The organism is Paraburkholderia sp. BCC1876, assembly GCF_902833695.1.
Taxonomy (GTDB): domain Bacteria; phylum Pseudomonadota; class Gammaproteobacteria; order Burkholderiales; family Burkholderiaceae; genus Paraburkholderia.
On record NZ_CADFGI010000020.1, the window covers coordinates 1 to 13404 of the forward strand.

Genomic DNA, 13404 nt, shown 5'->3' on the forward strand with positions numbered 1-13404 from the left:
GATCGCGAAGGCGGAGATCGTCCGCGCTTCGGTGGCGAGCGCGGCCCGCGCAGCGACAGCGCACCGCGCCGTTTCGAAGGCGCCGGTGATCGTGGCGACCGCGCACCGCGCAAGTTTGAAGGCGCTGGCGACCGTGGCGAACGCGCACCGCGCAGCTTCGGCGACCGCCCCCCGCGTCGCGACGACGGCGAACGCCGCCCGTTCAGCGGTGCACGTCCGGGCGCAGACCGTCCGTCCGAAGGCGGCGCACGTGGCGACCGTCCGGTCCGCAACGATCGCGAAGGCGGAGACCGGCCGCGCTTCGGTGGTGAACGCGGCCCGCGCAGCGACAGCGCACCGCGTCGTTTCGAAGGCGCTGGTGATCGTGGCGACCGCCCCCCGCGTAAGTTTGAAGGTGCCGGTGACCGTGGCGAGCGTTCATTCACGAAACGCGAATTCGGCGACCGTCCGGCTCGAACCGGTGAACGTACCGAGCGCCCTGCCCGCAGCTTCGACAAAACGCTCCCGACCGCCGGCCGCCGCTTCGGCGACGACCGTCCCGCGCGCGCCGACAAGCCGCGCGGCCCGGCGCCCGCTGCACGCGCCGAACACAACGACGCCGATGCCGCGCCGCGCACCCCGCGTCGCGATTACGAAGACGCCCCGGGCACGCTGCGCCTGTCGAAGCTGATGTCCGAGCTCGGCCTGTGCTCGCGCCGCGAAGCCGACGAATGGATCGAAAAGGGCTGGGTGCTGGTGGACGGCGAGCGGATCGATACGCTCGGCACCAAAGTGCGTCCGGACCAGCGCATCGAGATCGATCCCGCCGCCGAAGCCGCGCAAGCGAGCCAGGTGACGGTGCTGATCCACAAGCCGGTGGGTCTCGTGTCGGGTCAGGCAGAAGACGGCTATCAGCCGGCCATCACGCTGGTCACGCCGGAAAATCGCTGGGCTGACGATCAGTCGGAGATCCGCTTCTCGGTCTCGCATCTGCGTCAGTTGGCGCCGGCAGGCCGTCTGGACATCGATTCGACCGGCTTGCTGGTGCTCACGCAGGACGGCCGCGTCGCCAAGCAGTTGATCGGCGGTCATTCGGAGATCGACAAGGAATATCTGGTGCGCGTGGCGTACGGCGAGCATGCCGTCGACGTCGAAAGCCACTTCCCGCCGGAAAGTCTCGAGCTGCTGTGTCACGGCCTGTCGCTCGACGACCAGCCGCTGAAGCCCGCTCAGGTGAACTGGCAGAACGGCGAGCAGTTGCGTTTCGTGCTGCGCGAAGGCAAGAAGCGTCAGATCCGTCGTATGTGCGAGCTGGTCGGCCTCGAAGTGATCGGCCTGAAGCGCGTGCGGATGGGTCGTGTGGTGCTCGGCGCGCTGCCGCCGGGCCAATGGCGTTATCTGGCGGCGGACGAATCGTTCTGATGCGCCGCGATGGTGGTTCGATGCGGTCCGATTGAGCAACCATCTCAAGCCCCGGCTGCTTACGCAGCCTCAGGCTCAATAAAAAAACCCACGCAATTGCGTGGGTTTTTTATTGGCGTTGCCGGAAACAGCTAGCAAGCAACCGGCAGCTCGAGGGCCGCCTCAATCGTCGCTATTCGGATCCATATCCGGAAACAGCACTTCCGTGAAACCGAACTTCGCGAAATCATTGATCCGCATCGGATACAGCTTGCCGATCAGGTGATCGCATTCATGCTGCACGACCCGCGCATGAAACCCCTCGGCGACGCGATCGATCGGTTTGCCGAACTGATCGAAGCCGTGATACTTGATCATCGAAAAACGGCTCACCGCGCCGCGCAGGCCCGGCACCGACAGGCAGCCTTCCCAGCCCTCTTCCATGTCGAGCGAGACCGGCGTGATGGTCGGGTTGATCAGCACCGTTTCAGGCACGGGAGGCGCGTCCGGATAGCGCTCGTTGTTCCCGAAGCCGAAGATCACCACCTGCAGATTGACGCCGATCTGCGGCGCGGCCAAACCCGCGCCGTTGGCGTGGTGCATGGTCTCGAACAGGTCTTTGACGAGTTCATGCAATTCGGGCGTATCGAAGTGATCGACCGGATCGGCGATCTGCAACAGACGCGGATCGCCCATCTTGAGAATTTCGCGAATCATAACTGCCCCTCCAGGAGCTTACGCAACCCATCTTCGTCGAGTACGGGAATGCCGAGTTCCTCGGCCTTCGCCAACTTGCTGCCTGCTTCGGCACCCGCTACCACATAGTCGGTTTTCTTCGACACCGAGCCGGCCACTTTCGCGCCGGCCGCTTCCAGCATTTCCTTCGCCTCTTCGCGCGCCAGACTCGGCAAGGTGCCGGTCAACACGACCGTCTTGCCGGCCAGCACGCCTTGCGGCGCTTTCGGCGCGGGCGGCCCTTCCGGCCACGTCACCTTGCCCGGTGCGCGCAACTGCTCGATCACCGTGCGGTTGTGCTCTTCGGCGAAAAACTGGTGCAGCGACTCCGCGACCACCGGCCCCACGTCGTTGACTTCCAATAAAGCTTCGACCGATGCATCCATGATTGGATCCAGCGAACCGAAATGCTTGGCCAGATCTTTCGCCGTGGATTCGCCGACGTGGCGAATCCCGAGCGCGTAAATGAACCGCGCCAACGTGGTGTGCCGGGCCTTGTCGAGCGAATCGAGCAGGTTCTGCGCGGACTTTTCGGCGAAACGGTCGAGCTCGGCGAGCGTCGCGAAACCGACGTTGAACAGATCGGCCGGCGTGCGCACCAGATTCTGCTCGACCAGTTGATCGATGATCTTTTCGCCGAGACCGTCGATATCCAGCGCGCGACGTTGTGCGAAGTGCCACAGCGCCTGCTTGCGCTGCGCCGGACAGAACAGCCCGCCGGTACAGCGCGCGATCGCCTCGTCCGGCAGCCGCTCGATATTCGAGCCGCACACCGGGCACTGCGTGGGCATCACGAATTCGCGCGCGTTCTCCGGACGACGTTCGAGCAGCGCGCTCACCACTTCGGGAATCACGTCGCCGGCGCGCCGCACGATCACCGTGTCGCCGATCCGGATGTCTTTGCGCCGCACTTCGTCTTCGTTATGCAGCGTGGCGTTCGTGACCGTCGCGCCGCCGACGAACACCGGCTCCAGCCGCGCCACCGGCGTGATCGCGCCGGTGCGGCCGACCTGCACGTCGATCGCGACGAGTTGGGTCAGCGCTTCCTGCGCGGGGAATTTGTGCGCCAACGCGAAACGCGGCGCGCGCGACACGTAACCGAGCGCGTCCTGCTCGTCGCGCCGGTTGACCTTGTAGACCACGCCGTCGATATCGTACGGCAGCGTGTCGCGCTTCTCGCCGACCGCGTGGAAGAAGCCCAGCAGCCCTTCCGCGCCCTGCACCACAGCCCGTTCGCCGTTCACCGGCAAACCGAGTTCCTTGTACCAGTCGAGCAGGTCGCTGTGCGTGGCCGGCATCTCGATACCGTCGACCACGCCGATGCCATACGCGAAAAACGACAGCGGTCGCTGCGCGGTGATCTTCGAATCGAGCTGCCGCAAACTGCCTGCCGCGGCATTGCGCGGATTGGCGAATTCCTTCTGCTCGGCAGCGCGCTGCCGTTCGTTCAGACGCTCGAAATCGCGCTTGAACATCAGCACTTCGCCGCGCACGTCGAGCACGTGCGGCACGCGTTTGCCCTTGAGCTTGAGCGGAATGGAGCGGATCGTGCGGACGTTTTCGGTGACGTTCTCACCAGTCGCGCCGTCGCCGCGCGTGGAGGCCTGCACGAACACGCCGTCCACATAGCGCAGCGAGATCGCGAGGCCGTCGAATTTCAGTTCGGCCGCGTAGTCGACCGGCACCGGCGGCTCGCTCGCATTCTTGCCGAGCGAATCGCCGACGCGCTTGTCGAACGCGACGATGTCCTCATCCGCAAAACCGTTGTTCAGCGACAGCATGGGCTGGTCGTGTACGACCGGCTCGAAGCCGCTGGCCGCCTCGCCGCCCACGCGCTGGGTGGGCGAATCCGGCACGATCAGATCCGGATGCTCCGTCTCGATGTGCTCCAGCTCCTTGAAGAGCCTGTCGTACTCGGCGTCCGGCAGGTCCGGCTGATCGAGCACGTAATACGCGTAATTGGCGCGTTCGAGTTCCGCGCGCAACCACGCGGCCCGTTCTGCGGGAGCGCTGTCTGCTGGAGGGGAAGCGGGGGTTCGGGCCATACTGTCAGAAGATTTTTCAGTGAAATTCAGACATTGGATTATCGCAAAAAGCGTGCCCCTTTACATCGGCCGAATGACGGTTTCGGGGCTCATTGCGGTGTTCTTACGGCGCGGAATTTACGTTCGCTAACATGCCGTAAGGCACGTCATGAGACGCGCCGTAAAGCAGTTGTCTGAAACGACAACGGCCGCACATCGTGCGGCCGTTACGAACATCAACGAAACAGCGCGGCTTACTGGCTAAACAAACGCCGCGTGGCCGGCGAACCCGCCGGAATGCCCGCCTGTTCGAGTTTCGCGTAGAGCGTCATCAACTGCTTTTCGATCGCCAGCAGCGCGGTTTCCGGCAACGGACGACGGCCGTCGTCGACCACCCGTCCACCGATCCGCTCGGCCAACGATTTCGCGTAGTCGCACATCAGCCGGAACGGCAGGATGTCTTCGTCGGCGACCGGCACGTCGAGCACCAGCGTGATCATCTGGCCGCCCTTGTAGGTCAGGTCGTCGCGCAGGAAATTGGTGTCGCCGAATTGCAGCATGAACACCGGGCTCTGCTTGGCGTCGAGCTTGACGAAACGCGTGCCGTCGCGCGACAGCAGCAAACCGTCTTGCGACGCGACCGCCTGCACGTAATTGGCCGACCACGGCGCGCCGTCCGACAGCACGTTGATCGACAACTGCGCGTCGCACTGCGCCGCGAAACCGTCGAGTTCGCGCGCCATCGCCACCGTTTCGAGCATGTCGGGAAATTCCGGCGACGCATCCAGCGCGTCGGCGAACTGCTGCACGCCGGTCACGAACTCCGAAAACTCCAGTTCGTTGAGCGCGCCACTGCGATTGGCCAGTTGCGCGGCCGCGCGCAGTTCTTCATAGCGCGCGCCGTTTTGCAGCAACTCCCACGCGCCGCCTTCGAGCTTGCCTTCGATATGCACCGGCTTGCTGCCGGCGCGGCGCAGACGCTGCGCGAGCGGAATCACCTTGTCGCCGGCCACCGGACCATTCAGGCGAATCGGCACGATACAGTCGATGCGACGATCGACGATAGCCGGCGGCGCCGACGAAATCGTCGTGGCGGCGGGCAGAATCGGCTCGTTCGGTTCGTCGGCATGACGCGCCGTGTTGGCCACTCCAGCGGCCTCGCCGCCTTCGGCTTGCGCCACGCCTTCCGCTTCCGGATAACCGTTCGGCGTGGTCGTCTCGGCCTGAATATCGGCCGGCGTATCGAGCGGCGCGGCCACCGCGCCCGCCGTCACACCAAAGGTCGGCTCGACCCGCGCCGCGCCGGTTTCCGCCATCGCGTCCGAACCGACTACCGGCTCGCGCCGCGTGGTCGGCCGGGCCGGTTCGATGAACGGGCTCTGCTCTTCCTGCTCGTCCCGCGCGAACGTTTCGGCGGCCTCGGCCGGCATGGGCCGCGGCATCTTGCGGCGCACCTTCGCACCCTGCCACGCGTTGTACACGACCACGCCCCCGACCACTACGGCGCCCGCGCCGATCAAACCGAGTGTCAACTCGTCCATGCATGCTCCATCAGCAATTCTTTTATGTGCGCGGCCGTTACGCCCCGTTCACCTGTCGCGCGGCCGCTGGCCGCTGCGCTGAACGCGGACGCCCGCGATGCTCAACTCAACCGAAAACTTAACCGATATTCTGGGCGAAACCCGCAGCCGATTCCATGTCGACGGCCACGATCCGCGACACGCCCTGTTCCTGCATGGTCACGCCGATCAACTGCTGGGCCATTTCCATCGCGATCTTGTTGTGCGAAATGAACAGGAACTGGGTCTTGTCCGACATCGCCCGCACGAGGTTCGCGAAACGTTCCGTGTTGGCGTCGTCGAGCGGTGCGTCCACTTCGTCGAGCAGACAGAACGGCGCCGGATTCAACTGGAACATCGCGAACACCAGCGCCGTGGCGGTCAGCGCCTTCTCGCCGCCCGACAACAGGTGAATCGTCGAATTCTTCTTGCCTGGCGGTTGCGCCATCACCTGTACGCCGGCGTCGAGAATTTCGTCGCCGGTCATGATCAGCTTCGCCTGGCCGCCGCCGAACAGACGCGGGAAGAGTTCGCCGAAATGGTGATTCACCTGCTCGAAGGTACCTTGCAACAGCGTGCGCGTTTCCGCGTCGATCTTGCGGATGGCGTCTTCGAGCGTTTCGATTGCGCTGTTCAGGTCGGCCGATTGCGCGTCGAGGAAGCTCTTGCGCTCGCTCGCCGCCTTCAGTTCGTCGAGCGCGGCCATGTTGACCGGACCCAACGCCGCGATCGCGTTGTTGATGCGCGTGACTTCGCCCTGCAGGTACGACGGCTTCATGTCCGGCGTGAGCTTGGCCTGCAACTCGGCTTCATCGACACCAGCCGCCGCCAGTTGTTCGATGAACTGCTCGCCGTTCAGGCGCGCCGCCTGTTCCTTCAACTGCAATTCGTTGATGCGGTCGCGCAGCGGCTGCAATGCGCGCTCGGCGGTCAGACGGGTTTCGTCGGCGGCGCGCAGCTTGGCGGTCAGATCGTCCAGCTCGAGGCGTGCGGCATGCAGCGCTTCTTCCTTGACCGCGCGAATGTCGAGCGCGTCCTGCAGACCGGTGTGCGCGGTCTGCTCGTTGATCGTTTCGAGCTCGCCACGCGCGTCTTCCAGCGAACCCGCCACGCGTTCGCTCTGCTCGTGCGCGACCTGGATGCTGCGCTTCAATTCCTCGATGCGGTTCGCCATGTTGCGCGCGGCGAAACGTGCGTCGGTAGCGCCACGATCGAGATCGCGCGCCTGGCCGCGCGCGGCGGTGAGCTGTTCGTCGAGCGCTTCGAAAGCCAGTTGATGGTCTTCGAAACGCGCCTGCAATTCGGCGAGTTCGCCGTCGTGACGCTCGAAGTTCGCTTCCGACTCCGCGCGCATGGCGCGCTGCTCTTCGATCTGCGCGGTGATCTCGCCGAGTTCTTCGCGGATCTGCGTGCTGCGCTGCGTGTAACGCTCGTGCGCCTGGGTGAGCTTGAGCACGTCCATCTGCAACGCGTGCACGCGCTGCGTGGCGCGCTCGGCCTGCTGGCGCACGTCGGTCAGCGCTTGCGCGGCTTGCGTGTGAGCGGCTTCGGCGCGGATCGCGGCGGCCTTCGCCTCGTCGGCGAGCAAAGCCTGGGCGCGCACCTGGCGGCCGAGGTTCTCGATTTCCTGCTGACGCGCCAGCATGCCGGCCTGTTCGGAGTCGGCCGCATACAACTGCACGCCGACGCGCGTCACCACGTGACCCGCCTTGACGACGAACGAACCGCCTTCCGGCAATTGCGAGCGCATGGCCAACGCCTGCTGCAGATCGTCGGCGACGAACGCGAGGCCCAGCCAGTCGTTGAGCACCGCGCGAATGCCCGCGTCGTCGATCCGCACCAGCGACAACAGCGGCCGCAACGCGGCCGGCGCGGCGACCGGCTGACCCGCGGCCGGCGGCGCGTAGAACGCGAGCTTGGCGGGCGGCGCGTCGGTCGCGAAGGCCTTGACCCAGTCGAGGTTCGACACTTCGAGCGCGGCGAGCCGCTCGCGCAGCACGGCTTCCAGCGCGGCTTCCCAGCCGGCTTCGACGTGCAGCTTCTTCCACAGACGCGGCAGACCGCCCAGTTCGTGCTTCTCGAGCCACGGCTGGATCTTGCCTTCGGTCTGGACGTTTTCCTGCAGTTGCTTGAGCGCGGCGAGGCGCGCGTCGAGCTGATGAATCTGCGCGCTTTCCGACTGCACGCGTTCCTGCGCGGCGCGCCGTTCGCCGTCGAGGCGCGGCAGCGTTTCCTGCGCGTCCGCCAGACGCGCTTGCGCGTCGTGTAGGACTTCTTCGTGCTCGGCGAGCTGCATGCGCAGGTCTTCGAGCTGGGCTTCGTCGGGGGCGTCGAGACCGCCCGACTCCGTCTTCAACCGCTCGTGACGCTGCTGCAGTTGCTGCAATTGCTGGTCGGCATTGCGCTGATGCGCGGCTTCGAGCTTGAGCGCCTGTTCGGTCTGCGCAATGCCGCCGCGCTCGGCGTTAAGCTCGGTCTGCGCGTCGCGCCAGCGCGCTTCGAGCGCGGGCATGGCGTCGTGCTTGGCGGCGGCTTCGTCTTCGGCGAGCGCGGCTTTTTCTTCGGCGACGGCCAGTTGCTCTTCGGCGTCTTCGAGATCGTCTTGCGCTTTTTGCGCCTGCGACTGCCACTGCTCACGCTGCGCGGTCAGCGCGGCGATCTGCGCCTGCACGCGGTTGCGCGATTCGACGATGAACTTGATCTCGGCTTCGAGCCGGCTGACTTCCGAGTTTGCTTCGTAGAGCGCGCCTTGCGCGCCCTGCATCGCGTCGCTCGCGGAGTAATGCGCAACGCGCAGCGTTTCGAGCTGCAATTCGACTTCGCGCAGCTTCGCGGTTTGCGCTTCGAGGTCGATCTGCGCCTGTTCGATCGCGCGCTGCTGGCGTTCCTGCTCGCCGCCGGCTTCGTTCTTGCGCAACAACCACAAGAGACGCTGCTTTTCTTCGCCGTCGGTTTGCAGATCCTTGTATTTGGTCGCGACGATCGCCTGCGCTTCCAGCTTCTCGAGATTCGCGCCGAGTTCGCGGACGATATCCTCGACCCGCGTCAGGTTCTCGCGCGTGTCGTGCAGACGGTTCTCGGTTTCGCGACGGCGTTCCTTGTATTTGGACACGCCTGCGGCTTCTTCGAGGAACACGCGCAGCTCTTCCGGCTTCGCCTCGATCAGGCGCGCGATCATGCCCTGCCCGATGATCGCGTACGCACGCGGCCCGAGGCCGGTGCCGAGGAAAATGTCCTGAATGTCGCGGCGACGCGCCGGCAGATTGTTGATGTAGTAGCTCGAGGTGCCGTCGCGCGTGAGCACGCGCTTCACGGCGATTTCGGCATACTGGCCCCACTGGCCGGCGGCGCGGCCGTCGGCGTTGTCGAACACGAGTTCGACGCTGGCGCGGCTACCCGGCTTGCGCGCGGTCGAGCCATTGAAGATCACGTCCTGCATCGACTCGCCGCGCAGCTCGGAAGCGCGCGATTCGCCGAGCACCCAGCGCACGGCGTCGATGATGTTGGACTTGCCGCATCCATTCGGTCCGACCACGCCGACTAGCTGGCCCGGGACCTGGAAATGCGTGGGATCGACGAATGACTTGAAGCCAGCGAGTTTGATCGAGGTCAGACGCACGGCGATTTCGCTGTTTGAAAAGGGAAAAAATAGGTGGCTCGCGAAGGCCGCGCCGGCCGTTCGCCGTTGCTGCGGCGCGGCCCGCGACCCCCTTCGAACCCTCGGAATACGGGCGCCGGCTACACGCGTTCAAGCATGCGCCGGCTAATGAGGGGCAATCATACCATCGCGCGTGGGCGGTTTTTGCCGTCCTTACGGTCGGCTTCCTGCGGGTCGGCGGAGCTCGTGTCTTCGCTGGCCGGATCGGGCGGCATGGACTTGGTCCGATGCACCCAACTGGACAGCGCCGAGGCCAGCACGATGCACGCGCCGCCGGCCCATTCACGCGGACCGGGCGACTCGCCGGCGAACAGCCACGCCGACAACGCCGTCACGACGATCTCGAACAGCATGATGATCGACGCCCGGTTAGCCGGCACGCGCGCGAGGCCGTATTGCACCAGCATATTGTTCGATGCGAGCAGCAGACCGAGGCCAAGTACCAGCAGTCCGGCCGTGCCCAGATGCGCGCCGGTGGGCGGCGTGGGCATCGCTTCGAACAGTGACGCGCAGGCGCTGAAAATCGCCGCGCCGCCGAAAATTGTCGCGGTGCGCATTTCCGGCTTCATGTCGGGCAGCACGCGGCTCGTCTTCAGGATCAGCACGTTGCTCATCGCGAAGCCCATGCCGCCGGCCAGACCCGCCCATTCGGCGAGATTGCCGGGCACGGGAATACCCAGTTGCGGCGACCACAGCATGGTCATCGCGCCGGCCAGCGACAGCGCGGCGAGACCCGCGCCCGCCCACGTCAGCCGTTCATGCAGGATGAAGTGCGCGAACAGCGCGGTCCAGGCCGGGGTGAGATAGAACAGCAGCAATACACGCATCACCTGGCCGTGGATCGAGCCCCACACGAAGCCGAGGTTGGTAATGCCGGCCGCCAGCGCGAGAGCCGGCAGCAGCCAGTGCCAGCGCACCGTTTTGAGCGCGCGAAAGCGCACCATCAGCACGAACAGACAGCCGGCGGCGCTGGTCAGTGCGCTGGCCGCCGTGCCGGTCACGCCGAGCGCCGCGAGCATGCGCAGCGGATACCAGATCATCCCCCACACCGATGCGCCCAGCATGATCGCGAGCGTCGGCCAGCCGTTGCGAAGCCAGTTGGTCATGGTGCGGAACTCCGGGTGGAGTCGGAGGCGGCGCTCAACTCGCGGCCCGCGAAGATGCTTACGGTGTTGCCCGTAGGCTTGCTGTCACGGACCGCGGCGTTCTCGCGCCCGCGTGCTCCGGATGTCTCCAGGACGGTTACGACCATTGCTGCTCCTGCTTCTCTTTTGCGCGAACCGTCGGCGGTTCGCGTCGTTCCCGCTGCAACGCATTCGCTGCGCCGCCTGGCGGGTTGCGCCACGCTATAATCATCCGCTCGCCGCTGCTGCATGGCGTTTTGCGCGTTTTTCGTACGCCTTGCCGCCTGCCTGCATGCCCGGCTTCCTGCACCCTCCGTCTGCGCCCATCCTCGATCAGGCTCGTCCGCCCAGTGAACCCGCTACTCGACTCCCTCCAGCCCTACCCGTTCGAAAAGCTGCGCGCGCTTTTCAAAGACGTCACGCCGATCGCCGGCCAGGCGCATATCAGCTTCGGTATCGGCGAGCCGAAACATCCCACGCCGGCCTTGATTCGCGACGCCGTGATCGCCTCGCTCGGCGGGTTGGCCGCGTATCCGGCCACGCTCGGTTCGCCGGCGTTGCGCGAGTCGATCGCGAAGTGGGTCACGCAGCGCTACAACTTGCCGCCGGTCGATCCGGCCACTCAGGTGCTGCCGGTGGCGGGCTCGCGCGAGGCGCTGTTCGCGCTCGCGCAGACCGTGATCGACCCGCAGCGCGATCCTGACGGCGAGCCTGCGATCGTACTCTGTCCGAACCCGTTCTACCAAATCTACGAAGGCGCGGCGATTCTCGCCGGCGCGCAGCCGTACTTCGTGAATAGCGACCCGGCGCGCAACTTTGCCTGCGACTATTCGGCGGTGCCGGATGCCATCTGGGCGCGCACGCAGCTGCTCTACGTGTGTTCGCCCGGCAACCCGACCGGCGCGGTGCTCACGCTCGAGGACTGGCGCGAACTGTTCGCGCTGTCGGACCGCTACAACTTTGTGATCGCGTCGGACGAGTGCTACTCGGAAATCTATTTCGACGAAGCCAACCCGCCGCTCGGCGGTCTGGAAGCCGCGCACCGGCTCGGTCGCGGCTTCGAGCGGCTGGTCATGCTGTCGAGCCTGTCCAAGCGCTCGAACGTGCCGGGCATGCGCTCAGGCTTCGTGGCCGGCGACGCGGCGATCCTCAAGGACTTCCTGCTATACCGGACATACCACGGCGCGGCCTTGTCGACCGTGTTCCAGAATGCCAGCATCGCGGCCTGGAACGACGAAGCGCACGTGCGCGAGAACCGCGCGAAGTACGTGCAGAAGTTTTCCACCGTCACGCCGATGCTGGCCGAGGTGCTCGACGTGCGCCTGCCGGACGCCGCGTTCTACCTGTGGGCGGACGTCTCGCGCACGGGCCTGACGGACGTCGAGTTCGCCCAGCGCCTCTACGCCGACTATAATGTGACGGTTCTGCCGGGCTCGTTCCTCGCGCGCACCGCGCACGGCGTGAACCCCGGCCGCAATTTCGTCCGCATGGCGCTGGTCGCCGACGTCGACGAATGCACGCAAGGCGCACAGCGCATCGTCGATTTTTGCCGCGCGCTCGCGGGTTGAGTCTGCTTCGCGACCGTTTCAGAGTCCAGGCAGGCGCCCCGCGCATCGCACTCCCTTCTTCCGATTTCAACTCTTCAGAAAAGCACGCATATGTCGCAACAACTTCAGCAGATCATTGACACCGCCTGGGAAAACCGCGCCGAGCTGTCGCCGAAGGCCGCTCCGGCCGACGTGCGCGAAGCCGTCGCCCACGCGATCGAACAACTGGACAAGGGTGCGCTGCGCGTCGCCGAGAAGAAAGACGGCGACTGGATCGTCAATCAGTGGCTGAAGAAAGCCGTGCTGCTGTCGTTCCGCCTGGAAGACAACGCACCCATGGCGGCCGGCGGTTACAGCCAGTTCTACGACAAGGTGCCGTCGAAGTTCGCCAACTACACCGCTGAAGACTTCGCCGCCGGCGGCTTCCGCGTGGTGCCGCCCGCCATCGCGCGTCGCGGTTCGTTCATCGCGAAGAACGTCGTGCTGATGCCGTCGTACACCAACATCGGCGCGTATGTTGACGAAGGCACGATGGTCGACACGTGGGCCACCGTCGGTTCGTGCGCGCAGATCGGCAAGAACGTTCACCTGTCGGGCGGCGTGGGCATTGGCGGCGTGCTGGAGCCGCTGCAGGCCAACCCGGTCATTATCGAAGACAACTGCTTCATCGGCGCGCGTTCGGAAGTGGTGGAAGGCGTGATCGTCGAAGAAAACTCGGTGATCTCGATGGGCGTGTACCTGGGCCAGAGCACCAAGATTTACGACCGCGAAACGGGCGAAGTCACGTACGGCCGCATTCCGGCGGGCTCGGTGGTGGTGGCGGGCAACCTGCCGTCGAAAGACGGCTCGCACAGCCTGTACTGCGCCGTGATCGTCAAGAAGGTCGACGCCAAGACGCGTGCGAAGGTCGGCCTGAACGAGCTGCTGCGAGGCGACTGATGGCGCGCGGCAACAAGACTGTCGTCTACGGCATCCCGAACTGCGACACCGTGAAGAAAGCCCGCGTGTGGCTGGAAGAGCACGGCGTCGAGTTCGAGTTCCACGACTTCAAGAAGCATGGCGTGACCGAACCGCTCGTGCAGGACTGGCTCAAAGACGTGAAGCTCGACGCGCTGCTGAACCGTCGCGGCACCACGTGGCGCGGCCTGTCCGACGACATGAAGGCGGCCGCGGATACGCAGCCGGGCGCGATCGCGTTGATGATCCACAAGCCGTCGGTGATCAAGCGGCCGGTGCTGGTGGTCAACGGGCGGGTCAAGTCGCTCGGTTTTTCCGCCGACGATTACGCCGCGCTGTTTGCCTAAAGCGCAGCAAGCCGTATTCACGCAGTATTCAAGCAGTAAAACGCGGCCTCGCCGCGTGACGCAAAAGCTGTTG

General features: G+C 65.3%; 9 protein-coding genes. 4 read left to right on the top strand and 5 right to left on the bottom strand.

Annotated elements, in window-relative coordinates; all coding sequences use genetic code 11:
- A partial coding sequence (locus tag HWY05_RS37025) for a pseudouridine synthase (protein ID WP_176061411.1) occupies positions 1 to 1401 on the top strand: 1401 nt, incomplete at its 5' end.
- A 162-nt stretch (positions 1402 to 1563) separates the two neighbouring features.
- Here HWY05_RS37025 and def read toward each other — a convergent pair.
- The 5 genes from def to HWY05_RS37050 all read right to left on the bottom strand — a co-directional run bounded on the left by def (position 1564) and on the right by HWY05_RS37050 (position 10462).
- Positions 1564 to 2097, bottom strand: coding sequence for a peptide deformylase (gene def / locus HWY05_RS37030; protein ID WP_035546204.1), 534 nt, complete (start codon positions 2095 to 2097; stop codon positions 1564 to 1566).
- The gene (gene ligA / locus HWY05_RS37035; RefSeq protein WP_176061412.1) at positions 2094 to 4160 is read right to left on the bottom strand and encodes an NAD-dependent DNA ligase LigA; all 2067 of its coding nucleotides are present in this window, start codon (positions 4158 to 4160) and stop codon (positions 2094 to 2096) included. The genes def and ligA overlap by 4 nt, the downstream gene beginning before the upstream one ends.
- 233 nt (positions 4161 to 4393) lie before the next feature.
- Complete coding sequence (locus tag HWY05_RS37040; protein WP_176061413.1) at positions 4394 to 5680, bottom strand: cell division protein ZipA C-terminal FtsZ-binding domain-containing protein; 1287 nt, start codon at positions 5678 to 5680, stop codon at positions 4394 to 4396.
- A 118-nt stretch (positions 5681 to 5798) separates the two neighbouring features.
- Complete coding sequence (gene smc, locus HWY05_RS37045) at positions 5799 to 9317, bottom strand: chromosome segregation protein SMC (RefSeq protein ID WP_176061414.1); 3519 nt, start codon at positions 9315 to 9317, stop codon at positions 5799 to 5801.
- A 158-nt stretch (positions 9318 to 9475) separates the two neighbouring features.
- Positions 9476 to 10462 (bottom strand): DMT family transporter, encoded by a 987-nt coding sequence (locus tag HWY05_RS37050; RefSeq protein ID WP_035546210.1) that lies wholly within the window; start codon positions 10460 to 10462, stop codon positions 9476 to 9478.
- A gap of 368 nt (positions 10463 to 10830) precedes the next feature.
- On the opposite strand from HWY05_RS37050, the gene dapC reads away from it, so the two are divergent.
- From dapC to HWY05_RS37065, 3 genes are all read left to right on the top strand, one after another.
- On the top strand, positions 10831 to 12048 hold the full coding sequence (gene dapC, locus HWY05_RS37055; RefSeq protein ID WP_176061415.1) for a succinyldiaminopimelate transaminase: 1218 nt from the start codon (positions 10831 to 10833) through the stop codon (positions 12046 to 12048).
- A gap of 90 nt (positions 12049 to 12138) precedes the next feature.
- Positions 12139 to 12966, top strand: coding sequence for a 2,3,4,5-tetrahydropyridine-2,6-dicarboxylate N-succinyltransferase (dapD, locus tag HWY05_RS37060; RefSeq protein ID WP_035546213.1), 828 nt, complete (start codon positions 12139 to 12141; stop codon positions 12964 to 12966).
- Positions 12966 to 13331 (top strand): ArsC family reductase, encoded by a 366-nt coding sequence (locus HWY05_RS37065; RefSeq protein ID WP_035546215.1) that lies wholly within the window; start codon positions 12966 to 12968, stop codon positions 13329 to 13331. Before dapD ends, HWY05_RS37065 begins: the two co-directional genes overlap by 1 nt.
- Positions 13332 to 13404: the final 73 nt, after the last annotated feature.